Source organism: Vibrio sp. SCSIO 43086 (assembly GCF_051132235.1).
GTDB classification, from domain to species: domain Bacteria; phylum Pseudomonadota; class Gammaproteobacteria; order Enterobacterales; family Vibrionaceae; genus Vibrio; species Vibrio diabolicus.
In genome coordinates, this window is record NZ_CP072677.1 from 3,185,702 (window position 1) to 3,207,079 (window position 21,378).

Below are 21,378 nucleotides of genomic sequence, written 5' to 3' on the forward strand. Positions count from 1 at the left end.
AATAATTCGGAAAGCTGTTTCTTAATTCTCGTTACTACACATTCAATGTTCTTTCATTGAGTCCATCAAAACCCCTTGGGTGTTGTATGGTTAAGCCTCACGGGCAATTAGTACAGGTTAGCTCAACGCCTCACAACGCTTACACACCCTGCCTATCAACGTCGTAGTCTACGACAACCCTTTAGGATACTTAAAGTATCAGGGAGAACTCATCTCAAGGCTCGCTTCCCGCTTAGATGCTTTCAGCGGTTATCGATCCCGAACTTAGCTACCGGGCAATGCGTCTGGCGACACAACCCGAACACCAGAGGTTCGTCCACTCCGGTCCTCTCGTACTAGGAGCAGCCCCTTTCAATTCTCCAACGCCCACGGCAGATAGGGACCGAACTGTCTCACGACGTTCTAAACCCAGCTCGCGTACCACTTTAAATGGCGAACAGCCATACCCTTGGGACCGACTTCAGCCCCAGGATGTGATGAGCCGACATCGAGGTGCCAAACACCGCCGTCGATATGAACTCTTGGGCGGTATCAGCCTGTTATCCCCGGAGTACCTTTTATCCGTTGAGCGATGGCCCTTCCATTCAGAACCACCGGATCACTATGACCTGCTTTCGCACCTGCTCGAATTGTCATTCTCGCAGTCAAGCGGGCTTATGCCATTGCACTAACCTCACGATGTCCAACCGTGATTAGCCCACCTTCGTGCTCCTCCGTTACGCTTTGGGAGGAGACCGCCCCAGTCAAACTACCCACCAGGCACTGTCCGCAACCCCGATAAGGGGTCGACGTTAGAACATCAACACTACAAGGGTGGTATTTCAAGGACGGCTCCACGCAATCTAGCGACTGCGCTTCAAAGCCTCCCACCTATCCTACACATGTAGGGTCAATGTTCAGTGCCAAGCTGTAGTAAAGGTTCACGGGGTCTTTCCGTCTAGCCGCGGGTACACTGCATCTTCACAGCGATTTCAATTTCACTGAGTCTCGGGTGGAGACAGCGTGGCCATCATTACGCCATTCGTGCAGGTCGGAACTTACCCGACAAGGAATTTCGCTACCTTAGGACCGTTATAGTTACGGCCGCCGTTTACCGGGGCTTCGATCAAGAGCTTCGACCGAAGTCTAACCCCATCAATTAACCTTCCGGCACCGGGCAGGCGTCACACCGTATACGTCATCTTGCGATTTTGCACAGTGCTGTGTTTTTAATAAACAGTTGCAGCCACCTGGTATCTGCGACTCTCAATAGCTCCATCCGCGAGGGACTTCACCGTCGAGAGCGTACCTTCTCCCGAAGTTACGGTACCATTTTGCCTAGTTCCTTCACCCGAGTTCTCTCAAGCGCCTTGGTATTCTCTACCCGACCACCTGTGTCGGTTTGGGGTACGATTCCTTACAATCTGAAGCTTAGAGGCTTTTCCTGGAAGCATGGCATCAATGACTTCACATCCGTAGATGCTCGACGTCGTGTCTCAGCCTTAAAGAGAGCCGGATTTACCTAACTCTCAAGCCTACGCACTTGAACCTGGACAACCGTCGCCAGGCCCACCTAGCCTTCTCCGTCCCCCCATCGCAATTGTAAGAAGTACGGGAATATTAACCCGTTTCCCATCGACTACGCCTTTCGGCCTCGCCTTAGGGGTCGACTTACCCTGCCCCGATTAACGTTGGACAGGAACCCTTGGTCTTCCGGCGAGGAGGTTTTTCACCCCCTTTATCGTTACTCATGTCAGCATTCGCACTTCTGATACGTCCAGCATGCGTTACCACACACCTTCAACCGCTTACAGAACGCTCCCCTACCCAATGTGCAAAAGCACATTGCCGCAGCTTCGGTTTACTACTTAGCCCCGTTACATCTTCCGCGCAGGCCGACTCGACCAGTGAGCTATTACGCTTTCTTTAAATGATGGCTGCTTCTAAGCCAACATCCTGGCTGTCTGAGCCTTCCCACATCGTTTCCCACTTAGTAGTAATTTGGGACCTTAGCTGGCGGTCTGGGTTGTTTCCCTCTCCACGACGGACGTTAGCACCCGCCGTGTGTCTCCCGGATAGTACTTACTGGTATTCGGAGTTTGCAAAGGGTTGGTAAGTCGGGATGACCCCCTAGCCTTAACAGTGCTCTACCCCCAGTAGTATTCGTCCGAGGCGCTACCTAAATAGCTTTCGGGGAGAACCAGCTATCTCCAGGTTTGATTGGCCTTTCACCCCTAGCCACAAGTCATCCGCTAATTTTTCAACATTAGTCGGTTCGGTCCTCCAGTTGATGTTACTCAACCTTCAACCTGCCCATGGCTAGATCACCTGGTTTCGGGTCTATATCCAGAGACTGAACGCCCAGTTAAGACTCGGTTTCCCTACGGCTCCCCTAGATGGTTAACCTTGCCACTGAATATAAGTCGCTGACCCATTATACAAAAGGTACGCAGTCACAGGACAAGCCTGCTCCTACTGCTTGTACGTACACGGTTTCAGGTTCTATTTCACTCCCCTCACAGGGGTTCTTTTCGCCTTTCCCTCACGGTACTGGTTCACTATCGGTCAGTCAGTAGTATTTAGCCTTGGAGGATGGTCCCCCCATATTCAGACAGGATATCACGTGTCCCGCCCTACTCGATTTCACTGAATATGCGTCGTCAGTTACGGGGCTATCACCCTGTATCGCCAAGCTTTCCAGCTTGTTCACCTAACGCCTATAAAGCTTAAGGGCTAGTCCAATTTCGCTCGCCGCTACTTTCGGAATCTCGGTTGATTTCTTTTCCTCGGGGTACTTAGATGTTTCAGTTCCCCCGGTTCGCCTCGTTATGCTATGTATTCACATAACGATACTTACTTATGTAAGTGGGTTTCCCCATTCGGAAATCCCAGACTCAAGTGGTTTTTACTACCTAATCTGGGCTTATCGCAAGTTAATACGTCCTTCATCGCCTCTGACTGCCAAGGCATCCACCGTGTACGCTTAGTCACTTAACCATACAACCCGAAGGAGTTTCGAGTTGATTTTCAAATCACCAAAGTTGTCTCTCATTATTTGAATGAGCGAGAGACATTCGATTTTGCCGGACTCAAATTCCAAGAACACTTGAATGTGTTTTTAGTTGTATTCATAAATGAATACTTTGAGAACTTTACAAACAACAATAAATTGTTGTTTTGTCAGCTTTCCAAATTGTTAAAGAGCTATGTTTCTTCACAAGGAAGTTACATTTTCTAAAGACTTTCAGAGTCAAAAATGCCAACCAGTATCAATTGCTTGTTCTGGTTTGGATGTTTTATTCCAAAAATACTTAGAGAATGGTGGGCGATACCGGGCTCGAACCAGTGACCCCCTGCTTGTAAGGCAGGTGCTCTCCCAACTGAGCTAATCGCCCACATAAGTTTTAATTCTTCGTGGAGAAGAATGGTGGGTCGTGCAGGATTCGAACCTGCGACCAATTGATTAAAAGTCAACTGCTCTACCAACTGAGCTAACGACCCAATGGTATCCCGTAGGGGAGTCGAACCCCTGTTACCGCCGTGAAAGGGCGGTGTCCTAGGCCTCTAGACGAACGGGACACTAAGTTGAACATCTTGGGGGATGTTCTATCTCTTAAACTTCATAAACCATATCAATCTGTGTGAACACTCATCGCAATAATCATCGTATAAGGAGGTGATCCAGCGCCAGGTTCCCCTAGCGCTACCTTGTTACGACTTCACCCCAGTCATGAACCACAAAGTGGTAAGCGTCCCCCCGAAGGTTAAACTACCTACTTCTTTTGCAGCCCACTCCCATGGTGTGACGGGCGGTGTGTACAAGGCCCGGGAACGTATTCACCGTGGCATTCTGATCCACGATTACTAGCGATTCCGACTTCATGGAGTCGAGTTGCAGACTCCAATCCGGACTACGACGCACTTTTTGGGATTCGCTCACTCTCGCAAGTTGGCCGCCCTCTGTATGCGCCATTGTAGCACGTGTGTAGCCCTACTCGTAAGGGCCATGATGACTTGACGTCGTCCCCACCTTCCTCCGGTTTATCACCGGCAGTCTCCCTGGAGTTCCCGACATTACTCGCTGGCAAACAAGGATAAGGGTTGCGCTCGTTGCGGGACTTAACCCAACATTTCACAACACGAGCTGACGACAGCCATGCAGCACCTGTCTCAGAGTTCCCGAAGGCACCAATCCATCTCTGGAAAGTTCTCTGGATGTCAAGAGTAGGTAAGGTTCTTCGCGTTGCATCGAATTAAACCACATGCTCCACCGCTTGTGCGGGCCCCCGTCAATTCATTTGAGTTTTAATCTTGCGACCGTACTCCCCAGGCGGTCTACTTAACGCGTTAGCTCCGAAAGCCACGGCTCAAGGCCACAACCTCCAAGTAGACATCGTTTACGGCGTGGACTACCAGGGTATCTAATCCTGTTTGCTCCCCACGCTTTCGCATCTGAGTGTCAGTATCTGTCCAGGGGGCCGCCTTCGCCACCGGTATTCCTTCAGATCTCTACGCATTTCACCGCTACACCTGAAATTCTACCCCCCTCTACAGTACTCTAGTCTGCCAGTTTCAAATGCTATTCCGAGGTTGAGCCCCGGGCTTTCACATCTGACTTAACAAACCACCTGCATGCGCTTTACGCCCAGTAATTCCGATTAACGCTCGCACCCTCCGTATTACCGCGGCTGCTGGCACGGAGTTAGCCGGTGCTTCTTCTGTCGCTAACGTCAAACGATGCCGCTATTAACGACAACGCCTTCCTCACGACTGAAAGTACTTTACAACCCGAAGGCCTTCTTCATACACGCGGCATGGCTGCATCAGGCTTGCGCCCATTGTGCAATATTCCCCACTGCTGCCTCCCGTAGGAGTCTGGACCGTGTCTCAGTTCCAGTGTGGCTGATCATCCTCTCAGACCAGCTAGGGATCGTCGCCTTGGTGAGCCCTTACCTCACCAACTAGCTAATCCCACCTAGGCATATCCTGACGCGAGAGGCCCGAAGGTCCCCCTCTTTGGCCCGTAGGCATCATGCGGTATTAGCCATCGTTTCCAATGGTTATCCCCCACATCAGGGCAATTTCCTAGGCATTACTCACCCGTCCGCCGCTCGACGCCGTTATCGTTCCCCGAAGGTTCAGATAACTCGTTTCCGCTCGACTTGCATGTGTTAGGCCTGCCGCCAGCGTTCAATCTGAGCCATGATCAAACTCTTCAATTTAAGATTTTGTTCGGCTCAATGAATACTGAACATTACATAAAGTAATGTTTGAATTGACTGTGCTGAATCCGAAGATTCAATGGTCACTTCGTTTCATTGAAACCTAATTTGAAACCGAAGTTTCTAATTGGATTATCATCAACGAGTGCCCACACAGATTGATAGGTCTATATTGTTAAAGAGCTTGGCTTTCAGTGCCTTAGCACTTAAGCGAGGTGCGTATAATACGCTTTCCACTTTGAAAGTCAACATAAAACTCTAAAAAGATTAGAACTTTATGGTGACTTGCTTAAATCTTAAGCAAGTGCAAAATAAAGCCTGGCGATGTCCTACTCTCACATGGGGAAGCCCCACACTACCATCGGCGCTATTTCGTTTCACTTCTGAGTTCGGCATGGAAATCAGGTGGGTCCAAAACGCTATGGTCGCCAAGCAAATTCTTTATCAATTTGCTCGCAAATTCAAACGCACTTTAGTGCGGCCCTTTAGGGTGAGATTTGCTTGCAAATCGAATAATTCGGAAAGCTGTTTCTTAATTCTCGTTACTACACATTCAATGTTCTTTCATTGAGTCCATCAAAACCCCTTGGGTGTTGTATGGTTAAGCCTCACGGGCAATTAGTACAGGTTAGCTCAACGCCTCACAACGCTTACACACCCTGCCTATCAACGTCGTAGTCTACGACAACCCTTTAGGATACTTAAAGTATCAGGGAGAACTCATCTCAAGGCTCGCTTCCCGCTTAGATGCTTTCAGCGGTTATCGATCCCGAACTTAGCTACCGGGCAATGCGTCTGGCGACACAACCCGAACACCAGAGGTTCGTCCACTCCGGTCCTCTCGTACTAGGAGCAGCCCCTTTCAATTCTCCAACGCCCACGGCAGATAGGGACCGAACTGTCTCACGACGTTCTAAACCCAGCTCGCGTACCACTTTAAATGGCGAACAGCCATACCCTTGGGACCGACTTCAGCCCCAGGATGTGATGAGCCGACATCGAGGTGCCAAACACCGCCGTCGATATGAACTCTTGGGCGGTATCAGCCTGTTATCCCCGGAGTACCTTTTATCCGTTGAGCGATGGCCCTTCCATTCAGAACCACCGGATCACTATGACCTGCTTTCGCACCTGCTCGAATTGTCATTCTCGCAGTCAAGCGGGCTTATGCCATTGCACTAACCTCACGATGTCCAACCGTGATTAGCCCACCTTCGTGCTCCTCCGTTACGCTTTGGGAGGAGACCGCCCCAGTCAAACTACCCACCAGGCACTGTCCGCAACCCCGATAAGGGGTCGACGTTAGAACATCAACACTACAAGGGTGGTATTTCAAGGACGGCTCCACGCAATCTAGCGACTGCGCTTCAAAGCCTCCCACCTATCCTACACATGTAGGGTCAATGTTCAGTGCCAAGCTGTAGTAAAGGTTCACGGGGTCTTTCCGTCTAGCCGCGGGTACACTGCATCTTCACAGCGATTTCAATTTCACTGAGTCTCGGGTGGAGACAGCGTGGCCATCATTACGCCATTCGTGCAGGTCGGAACTTACCCGACAAGGAATTTCGCTACCTTAGGACCGTTATAGTTACGGCCGCCGTTTACCGGGGCTTCGATCAAGAGCTTCGACCGAAGTCTAACCCCATCAATTAACCTTCCGGCACCGGGCAGGCGTCACACCGTATACGTCATCTTGCGATTTTGCACAGTGCTGTGTTTTTAATAAACAGTTGCAGCCACCTGGTATCTGCGACTCTCAATAGCTCCATCCGCGAGGGACTTCACCGTCGAGAGCGTACCTTCTCCCGAAGTTACGGTACCATTTTGCCTAGTTCCTTCACCCGAGTTCTCTCAAGCGCCTTGGTATTCTCTACCCGACCACCTGTGTCGGTTTGGGGTACGATTCCTTACAATCTGAAGCTTAGAGGCTTTTCCTGGAAGCATGGCATCAATGACTTCACATCCGTAGATGCTCGACGTCGTGTCTCAGCCTTAGAAAGAGCCGGATTTACCTAACTCTTAAGCCTACGCACTTGAACCTGGACAACCGTCGCCAGGCCCACCTAGCCTTCTCCGTCCCCCCATCGCAATTGTAAGAAGTACGGGAATATTAACCCGTTTCCCATCGACTACGCCTTTCGGCCTCGCCTTAGGGGTCGACTTACCCTGCCCCGATTAACGTTGGACAGGAACCCTTGGTCTTCCGGCGAGGAGGTTTTTCACCCCCTTTATCGTTACTCATGTCAGCATTCGCACTTCTGATACGTCCAGCATGCGTTACCACACACCTTCAACCGCTTACAGAACGCTCCCCTACCCAATGTGCAAAAGCACATTGCCGCAGCTTCGGTTTACTACTTAGCCCCGTTACATCTTCCGCGCAGGCCGACTCGACCAGTGAGCTATTACGCTTTCTTTAAATGATGGCTGCTTCTAAGCCAACATCCTGGCTGTCTGAGCCTTCCCACATCGTTTCCCACTTAGTAGTAATTTGGGACCTTAGCTGGCGGTCTGGGTTGTTTCCCTCTCCACGACGGACGTTAGCACCCGCCGTGTGTCTCCCGGATAGTACTTACTGGTATTCGGAGTTTGCAAAGGGTTGGTAAGTCGGGATGACCCCCTAGCCTTAACAGTGCTCTACCCCCAGTAGTATTCGTCCGAGGCGCTACCTAAATAGCTTTCGGGGAGAACCAGCTATCTCCAGGTTTGATTGGCCTTTCACCCCTAGCCACAAGTCATCCGCTAATTTTTCAACATTAGTCGGTTCGGTCCTCCAGTTGATGTTACTCAACCTTCAACCTGCCCATGGCTAGATCACCTGGTTTCGGGTCTATATCCAGAGACTGAACGCCCAGTTAAGACTCGGTTTCCCTACGGCTCCCCTAGATGGTTAACCTTGCCACTGAATATAAGTCGCTGACCCATTATACAAAAGGTACGCAGTCACAGGACAAGCCTGCTCCTACTGCTTGTACGTACACGGTTTCAGGTTCTATTTCACTCCCCTCACAGGGGTTCTTTTCGCCTTTCCCTCACGGTACTGGTTCACTATCGGTCAGTCAGTAGTATTTAGCCTTGGAGGATGGTCCCCCCATATTCAGACAGGATATCACGTGTCCCGCCCTACTCGATTTCACTGAATATGCGTCGTCAGTTACGGGGCTATCACCCTGTATCGCCAAGCTTTCCAGCTTGTTCACCTAACGCCTATAAAGCTTAAGGGCTAGTCCAATTTCGCTCGCCGCTACTTTCGGAATCTCGGTTGATTTCTTTTCCTCGGGGTACTTAGATGTTTCAGTTCCCCCGGTTCGCCTCGTTATGCTATGTATTCACATAACGATACTTACTTATGTAAGTGGGTTTCCCCATTCGGAAATCCCAGACTCAAGTGGTTTTTACTACCTAATCTGGGCTTATCGCAAGTTAATACGTCCTTCATCGCCTCTGACTGCCAAGGCATCCACCGTGTACGCTTAGTCACTTAACCATACAACCCGAAGGAGTTTCGAGTTGATGTTCAAATCACCAAAGTTGTCTCTCATTATTTGAATGAGCGAGAGACATTTCGATTTTGCCGGACTCAAATATGTTTTGCTTTCGCAAAACCCAAGAACACTTGAATGTGTTTTTAGTTGTATTCAAATACATGAATACTTTGAGAACTTTACAAACAAACATAAAGTTTGTTTTGTCAGCTTTCCAAATTGTTAAAGAGCTAATCACTTCTAATGAAGTAACCATTTTTAAAAGCACTATCGCTAATGCGCTTAAAGATGGTATCCCGTAGGGGAGTCGAACCCCTGTTACCGCCGTGAAAGGGCGGTGTCCTAGGCCTCTAGACGAACGGGACACTAAGTTGAACATCTTGGGGGATGTTCTATCTCTTAAACTTCATAAACCATATCAATCTGTGTGGACACTCATCGCAATAATCATCGTATAAGGAGGTGATCCAGCGCCAGGTTCCCCTAGCGCTACCTTGTTACGACTTCACCCCAGTCATGAACCACAAAGTGGTAAGCGTCCCCCCGAAGGTTAAACTACCTACTTCTTTTGCAGCCCACTCCCATGGTGTGACGGGCGGTGTGTACAAGGCCCGGGAACGTATTCACCGTGGCATTCTGATCCACGATTACTAGCGATTCCGACTTCATGGAGTCGAGTTGCAGACTCCAATCCGGACTACGACGCACTTTTTGGGATTCGCTCACTTTCGCAAGTTGGCCGCCCTCTGTATGCGCCATTGTAGCACGTGTGTAGCCCTACTCGTAAGGGCCATGATGACTTGACGTCGTCCCCACCTTCCTCCGGTTTATCACCGGCAGTCTCCCTGGAGTTCCCGACATTACTCGCTGGCAAACAAGGATAAGGGTTGCGCTCGTTGCGGGACTTAACCCAACATTTCACAACACGAGCTGACGACAGCCATGCAGCACCTGTCTCAGAGTTCCCGAAGGCACCAATCCATCTCTGGAAAGTTCTCTGGATGTCAAGAGTAGGTAAGGTTCTTCGCGTTGCATCGAATTAAACCACATGCTCCACCGCTTGTGCGGGCCCCCGTCAATTCATTTGAGTTTTAATCTTGCGACCGTACTCCCCAGGCGGTCTACTTAACGCGTTAGCTCCGAAAGCCACGGCTCAAGGCCACAACCTCCAAGTAGACATCGTTTACGGCGTGGACTACCAGGGTATCTAATCCTGTTTGCTCCCCACGCTTTCGCATCTGAGTGTCAGTATCTGTCCAGGGGGCCGCCTTCGCCACCGGTATTCCTTCAGATCTCTACGCATTTCACCGCTACACCTGAAATTCTACCCCCCTCTACAGTACTCTAGTCTGCCAGTTTCAAATGCTATTCCGAGGTTGAGCCCCGGGCTTTCACATCTGACTTAACAAACCACCTGCATGCGCTTTACGCCCAGTAATTCCGATTAACGCTCGCACCCTCCGTATTACCGCGGCTGCTGGCACGGAGTTAGCCGGTGCTTCTTCTGTCGCTAACGTCAAATAATGCAGCTATTAACTACACTACCTTCCTCACGACTGAAAGTACTTTACAACCCGAAGGCCTTCTTCATACACGCGGCATGGCTGCATCAGGCTTGCGCCCATTGTGCAATATTCCCCACTGCTGCCTCCCGTAGGAGTCTGGACCGTGTCTCAGTTCCAGTGTGGCTGATCATCCTCTCAGACCAGCTAGGGATCGTCGCCTTGGTGAGCCCTTACCTCACCAACTAGCTAATCCCACCTAGGCATATCCTGACGCGAGAGGCCCGAAGGTCCCCCTCTTTGGCCCGTAGGCATCATGCGGTATTAGCCATCGTTTCCAATGGTTATCCCCCACATCAGGGCAATTTCCTAGGCATTACTCACCCGTCCGCCGCTCGACGCCGTTATCGTTCCCCGAAGGTTCAGATAACTCGTTTCCGCTCGACTTGCATGTGTTAAGCCTGCCGCCAGCGTTCAATCTGAGCCATGATCAAACTCTTCAATTTAAGATTTTGTTCGGCTCAATGAATACTGAACATTACATAAGTAATGTTTGAATTGACTGTGCTGAATCTTTCGATTCAATGGTCACTTCGTTTCATTGAAACCTAATTTGATACCGAAGTATCTAATTGGATTATCATCAACGAGTGCCCACACAGATTGATAGGTCTATATTGTTAAAGAGCTTTTCTAACTTATCCAGCAACTTAGTTGCTCGTCGTTAGGGGTGCGTATCTTACTCCGCACCGTGAGAGAGTCAAGCATTTTTTCAAATTTCTTTTTCTCTCACTCCCGACTCGCTGTGTGACTTTCGTCTCACTCCGTGTCGGTGGATGCGCAGTATAGGGAGTTGATAAATTAGTACAAGCGTTTTTTGCAAAAAAACTCTCAACCGAACAAATAACGAGCACTCCGCATAGATACTCAACGATCTTGTCTAATATTCCGGGTTGTAGAGGATCTTTTCATGATGAAACACCTGACTTCTGCATTAAAAGACCGCCGATTTCTTGGTAATTTCGATCGCTGATCTTATCTCTCTTGGTTCTTTTTTCTCTTTCTACCTATATAAAGACGAAAAAAAAGAGCAGAACGATGACGAACTGCTCTTTGGTCTTTGCTTTTTACTTGGGATACTTCAGGTGAAGTCTTGGAAATTGCTTCTTCTGTATAGAAGAAAAGATCAGAGCATCCTTGCCCTTCTCTTTTACGACAGATTAGCTAGGGGTATATCTAAATGTCGTGGTTGTTCGATGACACATTGAGCTCGTAAGAGTGGAGCATGCTTGCATTCCCAATGGCGTCATCTTCGAGAGGAACTTAGTTCTTCAATACTTTTACGGTGTAGCTACCATCTTTTTGTTGGTACAGACCGTGGATGTCGGTTTCGAAACCTGGGTAATGCGCACCGATTTCACAAAGCATCTCTAGGAACTCCAGCACAGGGCGAGACTCTTGAGTCACCATTTCACCAGGAAGTACTAGTGGCACACCTGGAGGGTAAGGAAGGATCATGTTCGCACTTACGCGGCCAACCATTTCTTCCAGTTTGATTTCTTCTACGTTACCGCGAAGCTCTTCTTGCCATGCTGCGTGTGGTGTTACTTTCATTTCTGGAAGTACATCGAACGCTTTGTACATTAGCTCTGGTAGATTGTATTTCTTAGTTAGGTCGTGAATTGCTTGTGCTAGTTCTTGAACGCGCATGCCTTCATAGAAGCTTGGGTCTTCGTTATATAGTGAAGGTAGGAAGCTCTTGATGGTTAGGTTCAAGTCATAGCCACGTTTAAATTCAGTCAGACCGCGTAGCAATTGCATTGCTTTTGATTTGTCGATACCGATTGAGAATAGGAACAACAAGTTGTATGGGCCTGTTTTCTCAACCACGATGCCGCGCTCGTCTAGGAATTTAGCCACCAGCGAAGCAGGAATACCTGACTCTTCTAGTTCGCCTTCTTTATTCATCCCCGGAGTCAGTAGCGTTACTTTGATTGGGTCAAGATACATGTGGTTGTCATCCATGTTCTTGAAGCCGTGCCATGTATCGCTAGGGTCTAGTTTCCAACATTCTGTGGTATCGATGTTTTCTGGTTGCCATACATCGAAAAACCAGCTGTCACTTTCTGCTTCTAGGCGTTTGATCTCTTTACGGAAGCGAATTGCGCGATCGATAGAGTCTTGCATCAACTTCTTACCAGTGTTGCCGCGCATCATTGCCGCTGCAGTTTCAGTAGAAGCAACAATGCCGTACTGAGGTGAAGTTGAAGTGTGCATCATGAATGCTTCGTTGAAAGATTCTTTATCAAAGTCACCTTTCACGTGAATCATTGAAGCTTGTGAGAACGCTGCCAACAGTTTGTGTGTTGATTGTGTTTCGTAGAACACTTTGCCTGGCATCGCTTCACCACTCATACCACATTTACCTTCGTAAATTGGGTTGAAGTTAGTGTAAGGCACCCAAGCACTGTCGAAGTGGATGTGTTTACAGTCTAGCGACTCTTTGATGAATTGTGTGTTGTACAACAGACCATCGTAAGTTGAGTTAGTCACTACTGCGTAACTTGGCGCTGTTGCACCTGGTGTTTTCGCCACTTTCTCTGCAATGACATCGCGGCTGAATTCGCTTTGTGGAATACCACCAAGGATGCCGTATGCGTTACGGGTTGGGCGGAAGTAGATTGGAGTAACGTCACTCATCATCATTAGGTGAGTCAGAGATTTGTGACAGTTACGGTCAATCAGTACTGTGCTGCCCGCAGGCGCTGAGTACATACCTACGATTTTGTTCGATGTAGACGTACCGTTCGTTACGATGTAAGAGCTGTCTGCATTGAATGTACGTGCGATGTATTCTTCTGCATCTTTATGTGGACCTGAGTGGTCTAGTAGAGAACCTAACTCCGGCATTGAGATTGATACGTCCGCTTTAAATGTGTTTGGACCGTAAAAATCGTAGAAGATACTACCAGCAGGGCTTTTCTGGAATGCAGTACCACCCATGTGACCTGGAGTACAGAAGGTGTATTTACCTTCTTCTACGTATTTGAATAGCGCTTTAGTGAATGGAGGCATGATGGCATCTTTGTATGCCTCAGTCGCTTGGTTGATTTTGATAGCGATGTCGTCAGCCATACCTAAAGCGTACTCGAAGAAGCTCACGTTTAGACGTAGGTCTGTTAGTGAAATGTCTAGAGTAGACTGTTCGTTAGCGAATGCGTGAACAGGCAGTTTTTCGTTGATTTGACTGATACGTTCACATAGCTCTAGTGAGTATTTATCCCAGTCGAACAGCACACCGCAAATGCGTGGGTTCATCTCAATCATTTTGATCAAGTCTTTATCATCTACTGGGTAAACCACTTCGTAGCCCGCTTTCTCAAGAGCAGCGTGAAGTTGACGAACTGGCTCTTCTTTAAAGAACACACCCATGTGGTTCAAGATAGCGAATATATTCATTTGGACATCTCCAAGGCGAATGAGGGCGCTCTTTGCCATTTACAGGCAATGAGTAAAGGTGAGCGCCGCGTGAATTTGGGTTTTATGGGCAGGCACCGAAGTGCCAGCGTTTGGGGATTAGTTGCTTGCTTGGGCAGGCATATCGTCAGCGTGCATTTTCACGTACTGAGCAAGACCTGCTTTTTTGCTGTAGAACATCAAGATAACGAGAGACACGATGAAGGTTGCTGTGAGCGTACCGCCTTCTGCACCCGCTAGTGCGATGAAGCAGAACAGACAAGCCACACCAGAGAACAGCATTACGAAGCCGTTGCGTGTTGTCATACCTTCGAAGCGAATCAAGTTAATGCTTGAGTAGAAGTAAGGCAGCATAGTTAGTAGAACTGCATCAGTCGTTAGCTGGTTGAACAGGTCTGATGCGTGTGCTGTTTTAGAGCTGAAGAACATCAGTACAACCATTAATGCTGTCATCTTGATTGACGCAAGAATTAGACCTTTCTTAGGCACACCGTTTTTGTCAGTTTCGCCGTAGATTTTAGGGAAGTTGCCATCGCTTGCTGCACGTTTACCAGCCTCGCCCACCAGCATCATCCAAGAACCTAGCGAAGTGAAACATGCTAGTGCTGTGAATGCTGATACGAATGGTGCTGTCCAGCTACCGAATAGCTCAGTGGTTGCCAATGCAAATGGCGCACCTGATGCCGCAACTTCAGAAGCAGGGAACATGCCGCTGATCATTTGAGTTGATAGGATGTAAATCACACCTGCGATACCAGTACCCAGCATGGTTGCTAGCGGTACAGTACGTTTAGGGTTTTCTACCATACCTGTCGATACTGCTGCTGATTCCACACCAACGAATGACCATAGACAGATAAGGACCGCAGTCACAATCGCATGGCTATCAGTACCCGCAGATACGTTCCAGTTTTGGCTGTATAGCGCAGTGTCGAAGTGCGTCCAACCAAATAGAGCGGTACCAACAACTGGAATTAGGATTAGAACAAGACCAAGCGTACATAGACGGCTTACCCAGCTACCACCAAGTAGGTTGACGAAAGTGAATATCCATACCGATGCAATCGTCGCAATACCTGCTGGGATTGGGTCATTAAGCACAGGGAAGAATACTGAAAGGTAAGAAACACCTGTAATAGCAATAGCTAGGTTACCAATCCAGTTCGCGTGGTAATAAAGCACGCCCGTTTGGAAACCAAAGCTGGGGAAACTTCGCCCGCATAAGCGATAGGACCACCTTCTTGAGGGTTTTTGGTTGCCAGACGAGCGTAAACAAACGCAAGGCTCAGTGCACCGATCAAACAGATCAGCCAGCTGAAAATTGAAACAGAGCCTACTGAAGCGAGGCTAGAAGGTAACAGTGCAATACCACTACCCATCATGTTACCGGCGACTACACCCGTACAGGCAATTAGGCCGATTTTTTTCGCATTCGATGACATAACATCTCCAAATCTATTCTACTCAAGTCAACGTGACTCAAACTGAACGGTTATTAGCGAGATGCTATGAAGTAGATACCTGCTCGACCTCGCTAAATTTCGAAGTGAAGACTACGCCCAAAAATCGGGAAAAAAATAAACTTGGCGTTATCAATAAAATGATTAGTTAATCAACATCAAGTTGAGATAAACATGATAAACACAAAAATATAAAGCCATATTATTCATGCAGTTATAAGAAAAACATCAAACCTTCTACCGACAGATAAACTCTCATCAACTCGTTGGTAATCGCGATAAAAGTTATCAACCTCTATCAACTTCCCCATCCCGAAGGGTTAATTCCCTGAACTGTTGATTCCATAAATCTCTCCCTGATCGCGCTTTTTGACCCACATCAATATTCATCTCGCCTGCAAGAAAGCATCAGAATCATTCTCGCCACATAACTCAGCCAGACACTCCATACAATCAATAGAGATAGAGATAGAGATAGAGATAGAGATAGAGATAGAGATAGAGATAGAGATAGAGATAGAGAAGAAAACCGGATATGTCTTCCCGTTGCAAGCTTGCGTTGTTAGCTCCTTCGTAAGTCATTACCCCACCGCCCACCCTTTTCACTTTTCGACAGCTACAAAAAAGCCCCTCACCGAAATGAGGGGCTAGTATTAAACTGACGTAGAGTGCGAGAGAATTAAAGCATTCGAACGACAGAAGGGTGAACGGCGCGATACATGGCGTAATCAATCGCCTTCATGTTACTTGGGAAGACCAAGTTTTCGCACAGCAGGTACGTCTCAACCGACGTATCAATATAGAAAGCTTCGCTGTAAGACTCACTGGCCAAATCCAGATCACCATCCAATTCAGCGTGCTTACCACGAATCAGATAAGAAAGCACCGAATCACGTAACCTCAAAGCCTGCCCAAGATGCTGCTTGGCTGAAGCCATGTCACCAATGATGGTTTCGTGCAGGGCTAAAGCTTCATAAATTCGCGGTTGAATTGGCCCAACCATCATTTTCACGTTAGTTTCTAGTGCGTCACTCAACTGCTGCACTCGCCCTTTCTTCAACTCCTGTGAAAAATCGAGCACCTTCTGCACGTGGTAAGCAATTAATAACTCTGCCTGAACGTAAGCGTTATCTGGCTCAATTTCTAAAATGTTTTCCATCAAGTTGACGCCTTGGCGAAACTGCTTGGCATCCGAGACATTGAGATAATGGTTAGCTTGAACAAACAGCTCCAAAGCATCTGGGTTAATTGGCATTCCCGCCACCAGCATCGTGGATTTCAGCTTGGCATCCGGTACTTTCAGGACTTGCATCAAGTCTAACGACGCTTGTTGAAGCACTGTCTTTAAATGGCTGCTGGTTAACGCGTATTGACGACTAAACAACACCTTTTCAGATGAGTTATTCCGATATTCCACCTCTAAAAAGCTGCCACCCTCATTTTCACGAACCCGCACCACAACCGATTTGCCCGGCACAATACCCGAAGTAAACGACGTCTTCTTTAGCATGACTCGGTAATCGCTCACTTGAGCAATGTCGGACATCAACTTTTGGGCAAACCCGTCTGCCAAGTCGTAGCTTAACCCTTCGCTCGTGAAGTTATCTTGAAACTTGAATTCGATAAGGTGAGTATCGATGGCTTGAGTAATACGCACTTCCGATTGCTTGTAGGTAAACACACCCATCACCACAACCAAAACACTGATCCAGATGAAGTTCATGATCCCCAGGCGCCACGGACTGATTTTATTTTTTTTCGGAGGGGCCTTTTTCTCTTTAGACATCTCACAGACCGCGCGAGTCAGAGGGCCTGCAGGAAAGGTGACGGCAGGTGCGATAGGTGGAGTCTCTTCTTCTGGTTCATCAACAATAGGAGGAAGACTTTCTGAATCACAATGACGACTTGCGAGGAATTCCTCGAGTGTCATTGGGGTCACATTCGCCACCAGCTTGTAACCACGTTTCGGCACTGTAATGACGTAGCTGGTATTTTCTTCCCGACCGTCACGCAGTAATTTACGTAACTCAAAAATGGACTGAGTCACCACTTGATCGGTCACAATCGCCCCTGCCCAAACGTATTGGATCAATTCCTCACGATTGAACACCTCATTCGCATGCTCCGCTAGGAAATGCAGAAGATTAATTAAGCGTGGCTCAACAGTAACTTCCCTATCTTGTCGATACAGCTTATTTTCATCAACGCTTAAAACCCAGTCATTGATTTGAAAATAGACTCCAACCATGTATGAAAACTCTCGTATCTACAGACAGCGCTACGGCAGGAATCAAACAATGGTCAATTCCTACAGGTAACTAAAGGCGAGATTATAGGTGGGAAAACGGCGTGCACCTAGAAAAGCAAGCCGCCAAAAATGCAAACTTAAGTTAAGTGATGCAGAAATGAGACTACTCAAGTGCTGCAAGGATAGAACAATGAGTAGCATCATCGTCCGTATGACCGCAGCAAGCATCATTGATCTTCTTCAAAGCTCGACGAATTTTCGTTAGCTCGTTAATTTTTCCATCAATCAGCTCTAACTTAGCAGAAGTAATAGCTTTAACCTCTGCACAGCTGTGTTCTGTTGCTTCTAGTTTGATTTCTAGTAGCTCTTTAATCTCATCCAGGCTCAGGCCCAGCTCTTTACCTTTAAGGATGAAGTGTACCTGCTTTTGATTCTCTTCATTATAGAGACGATAACCTGATTCACTTCGACCTGCGGGCTTTATCAGCGCGTTTTTCTCATAAAAACGCAGCGTATCTGCCGTCACACCACAACGTTTTGCCAGTTCACCTATCTGAAACATAACTTTCCCTATTAACTATCTCGTTACTTTTAAAGCTAAAGAACCTCTTTTTCACAATTATTTTTGAGATGCCAAACGATTGCGCGAGCTTTTTTGTAATAAATTGGTTAGAATACGCGCCATCAAATGTGGAGACTGTTTTCTAACCAGAAAACATCCGGCAAAGGTCTTTACCAAAACTGGCCAATATTTTACCCCAAGAGGTAAAAACAAGTTCATTTTTGGCAAACATCTTTAACTCCGTGAATTTGAGGAAAATGGAAGCATGAATAACGCTCGTCCTATTCGCCGTGCGCTTATCAGCGTATCAGACAAAACAGGTATTGTTGAGTTTGCACAAGCTCTTGCTGAGCGCGGTGTCGATATCCTATCTACTGGTGGTACAGCACGCCTACTTGCCGAACAAGGCATCGCAGTAACAGAAGTCTCTGACTACACAGGTTTCCCAGAAATGATGGACGGCCGCGTTAAAACGCTTCACCCGAAAGTTCACGGTGGTGTGCTTGGTCGTCGTGGTCAAGATGACGACGTGATGGCAAAACATGGCATCAATCCAATCGACATGGTCGTTGTTAACCTATACCCATTCGCAGAAACCGTTGCAAAAGAAGGCTGTACACTAGCTGACGCGGTTGAAAACATCGATATCGGCGGCCCAACGATGGTTCGCTCTGCAGCGAAAAATCACAAAGACGTGACTATCGTTGTGAACGCTCATGATTACGATCGCGTTATCGCTGAAATGGACGCGAACGAGAAATCTCTAACACTAGAGACTCGTTTCGACCTTGCTATCGCAGCATTCGAGCACACTGCTGCTTACGATGGCATGATCGCAAACTACTTCGGCACTATGGTTCCATCTTACGGTGAGAACAAAGAAGGTGATGAAGAGTCTAAATTCCCACGTACTTTCAACCAGCAATTCGAGAAGAAGCAAGACATGCGCTACGGTGAGAACAGCCACCAAGCAGCTGCATTCTACGTTGAAGCAAACCCACAAGAAGCGTCTGTTTCTACTGCTCGCCAAATCCAAGGTAAAGCCCTCTCTTACAACAACATTGCAGACACGGACGCAGCACTTGAGTGTGTGAAAGAGTTCAACGAACCTGCATGTGTAATCGTAAAACACGCCAACCCATGTGGCGTTGCGCTAGGTAAAGACATCCTCGAAGCGTACAACCGCGCTTACCAAACTGACCCAACGTCAGCGTTCGGCGGCATCATTGCATTCAACCAAGAGCTAGATGCAAAAACGGCTAGCGCTATCGTTGAGCGTCAATTCGTTGAAGTGATTATCGCACCTTCTGTTTCAGCGGAAGCGATTGAAGTGGTTGCAGCGAAGAAAAACGTTCGCCTACTTGAGTGTGGTGAGTGGACAACTAAAACAACAGACTTTGACGTTAAACGCGTTAACGGCGGCCTGCTAGTTCAAGACCGTGACCAAGGTATGGTTAGTCTGGATGACCTTAAAGTGGTCTCTAAGCGTCAACCTACAGAAGAAGAGCTAAAAGACGCCCTATTCTGCTGGAAAGTAGCGAAATACGTGAAATCTAACGCGATCGTTTACGCGAAAGGCGACATGACTATCGGTGTAGGCGCAGGCCAAATGAGCCGCGTTTACTCAGCGAAAATTGCCGGCATCAAAGCCGCAGATGAAGGCTTAGAAGTTGCCGGTAGCGTAATGGCATCTGACGCTTTCTTCCCATTCCGCGACGGTATCGATGCCGCAGCAGAAGCCGGCATTAAGTGCGTAATTCAGCCAGGTGGCTCTATGCGTGACGACGAAGTTATCGCAGCAGCAGATGAGCACGGCATGGCGATGATCTTCACGGGTATGCGTCACTTCCGCCACTAATTTCCTCTTCGTATTTGGCACTGTGGCGTCGTTAGCTGCTTTCGCCCACCCCGGTCACATAGCGAGCTATGCTCCCGGGGATGGGCTCAATTGCTGCCTAGCCACATCACCAACTACTTTGAGCAAGACTTATTTAATTTAGCTAATTTGAAATACTCTTAGTTTTAGAAATTTTCATTTTAGAGCAAAGCCATATTGATAAGGTCAAGGAGAGCTCGCGGAGTTTATAAGTATAAATGAGCAAGCTCGACGCAGAGATTAGCAATATGGCGCAGCTATCAAAGGATAAATAAAATGAATGTACTTATCATTGGTTCAGGCGGTCGTGAACATGCGCTAGGCTGGAAAGCAGCGCAAAACCCAAATGTTGAGACTATTTTCATTGCTCCAGGCAACGCAGGTACGGCACTAGAGCCAAAACTAGAGAACGTAAACATCGATGTAGAAGACATCGCTGGCCTTGTTGCTTTCGCCAAAGAGAAGGTAATTGAACTGACTATCGTTGGCCCAGAAGCACCATTGGTTATTGGTGTGGTTGATGCGTTCCGCGAAGCGGGCTTACCAATCTTTGGCCCTACCCAAGCCGCAGCGCAGCTTGAAGGCTCTAAAGCGTTTACTAAAGACTTCCTTGCTCGTCACCAAATCCCAACCGGTGCTTACGCAAACTTCACAGAAATTGAACCAGCGCTTGCTTACGTGCGTGAGCAAGGTGCGCCGATTGTGGTGAAAGCCGACGGCCTTGCGGCTGGTAAAGGCGTGATTGTGGCAATGACGCTAGAAGAAGCCGAAGACGCAATCAAAGACATGCTAGCAGGCAACGCATTTGGTGACGCAGGCAGCCGCGTGGTTATCGAAGAGTTCCTCGATGGTGAAGAAGCAAGCTTCATCGTGATGGTGGATGGTGAGAACGTTCTGCCAATGGCCACCAGCCAAGATCACAAACGCGTAGGTGACAAAGATACAGGTCCTAACACTGGTGGCATGGGCGCGTACTCGCCAGCTCCTGTGGTCACACCAGAAATTCACAACCGCATCATGGAAGAAGTCATTTACCCAACGGTACGTGGCATGGCTTCTGAAGGTAACCCATACACAGGTTTCCTATACGCGGGTCTGATGATCGACAAAGATGGCACTCCGAAAGTGATCGAGTACAACTGCCGCTTCGGTGATCCAGAGACACAACCAATCATGATGCGTATGGAATCGGATCTGGTTGATCTTTGCTTGGCTGCGATTGACCAAAAACTGGATCAAGTGGAATCAAAATGGGATCCACGTGCGTCGATTGGTATCGTACTCGCAGCCAGTGGTTACCCAGCAGCGTACAACAAAGGCGATGTGATCTCTGGTCTGCCTCAAGTTGAAATTGAAGGCGAGAAAGTCTTCCACGCGGGTACAGAAAATAAAGATGGCAACATCGTAACAAACGGCGGTCGTGTTCTTTGTGCAACCGCACTTGGCAATAGCGTATCAGAAGCGCAGCAACGCGCTTACGAGCTTGCAAAACAGATCAGTTGGGACGGCATGTTCCATCGCAGTGACATCGGCTACCGTGCGATTGCACGTGAGCAAGAAAAATAAA

At 48.1% G+C, this 21,378-nt stretch carries 5 protein-coding genes, 4 tRNA genes, 5 rRNA genes and 1 pseudogene; 2 read left to right on the forward strand and 13 right to left on the reverse strand.

Annotation, left to right across the window (positions count from 1 at the left end; all coding sequences use genetic code 11):
- Positions 1-86: 86 nt before the first annotated feature.
- From J8Z23_RS15125 to zntR, 13 genes and pseudogenes are all read right to left on the reverse strand, one after another.
- Positions 87-2,976: ribosomal RNA gene (locus J8Z23_RS15125) — 23S ribosomal RNA — on the reverse strand.
- 322 nt (positions 2,977-3,298) lie between these two features.
- Positions 3,299-3,374, reverse strand: a tRNA-Val gene (locus J8Z23_RS15130).
- Positions 3,375-3,404: 30 nt separating this feature from the next.
- Positions 3,405-3,480 (reverse strand) — tRNA-Lys (locus tag J8Z23_RS15135).
- A gap of 2 nt (positions 3,481-3,482) precedes the next feature.
- Positions 3,483-3,558 (reverse strand) — tRNA-Glu (locus tag J8Z23_RS15140).
- Positions 3,559-3,648: 90 nt separating this feature from the next.
- Positions 3,649-5,201: ribosomal RNA gene (locus tag J8Z23_RS15145) — 16S ribosomal RNA — on the reverse strand.
- 316 nt (positions 5,202-5,517) lie between these two features.
- Positions 5,518-5,634: ribosomal RNA gene (rrf, locus tag J8Z23_RS15150) — 5S ribosomal RNA — on the reverse strand.
- 164 nt (positions 5,635-5,798) lie between these two features.
- Positions 5,799-8,688, reverse strand: a 23S ribosomal RNA gene (locus J8Z23_RS15155).
- Positions 8,689-8,975: 287 nt separating this feature from the next.
- Positions 8,976-9,051 (reverse strand) — tRNA-Glu (locus J8Z23_RS15160).
- Positions 9,052-9,141: 90 nt separating this feature from the next.
- Positions 9,142-10,694 (reverse strand): 16S ribosomal RNA (locus tag J8Z23_RS15165).
- Together the 16S, 23S and 5S rRNA genes with 4 tRNA genes alongside form the textbook arrangement of a ribosomal RNA operon.
- 817 nt (positions 10,695-11,511) lie before the next feature.
- Complete coding sequence (locus J8Z23_RS15170) at positions 11,512-13,647, reverse strand: lysine decarboxylase CadA (RefSeq protein WP_408681184.1); 2,136 nt, start codon at positions 13,645-13,647, stop codon at positions 11,512-11,514.
- Positions 13,648-13,764: 117 nt separating this feature from the next.
- Positions 13,765-15,107: pseudogene (cadB, locus tag J8Z23_RS15175) on the reverse strand (cadaverine/lysine antiporter).
- Positions 15,108-15,804: 697 nt separating this feature from the next.
- A complete protein-coding gene (gene cadC / locus J8Z23_RS15180) occupies positions 15,805-17,373 on the reverse strand; it encodes a lysine decarboxylation/transport transcriptional activator CadC (RefSeq protein WP_258645587.1) in 1,569 nt (522 codons plus the stop codon).
- Between the two features lie 163 nt (positions 17,374-17,536).
- On the reverse strand, positions 17,537-17,935 hold the full coding sequence (zntR, locus tag J8Z23_RS15185) for a Zn(2+)-responsive transcriptional regulator (RefSeq protein ID WP_005397290.1): 399 nt from the start codon (positions 17,933-17,935) through the stop codon (positions 17,537-17,539).
- Between the two features lie 265 nt (positions 17,936-18,200).
- Here zntR and purH point away from each other — a divergent pair, with 265 nt between their 5' ends.
- Entirely contained in the window at positions 18,201-19,793 is a 1,593-nt protein-coding gene (gene purH / locus J8Z23_RS15190; protein ID WP_048625618.1) for a bifunctional phosphoribosylaminoimidazolecarboxamide formyltransferase/IMP cyclohydrolase, read from the forward strand.
- 294 nt (positions 19,794-20,087) lie between these two features.
- Entirely contained in the window at positions 20,088-21,377 is a 1,290-nt protein-coding gene (gene purD, locus J8Z23_RS15195) for a phosphoribosylamine--glycine ligase (RefSeq protein WP_434634154.1), read from the forward strand.
- The last annotated feature ends 1 nt before the right edge of the window (position 21,378 follow it).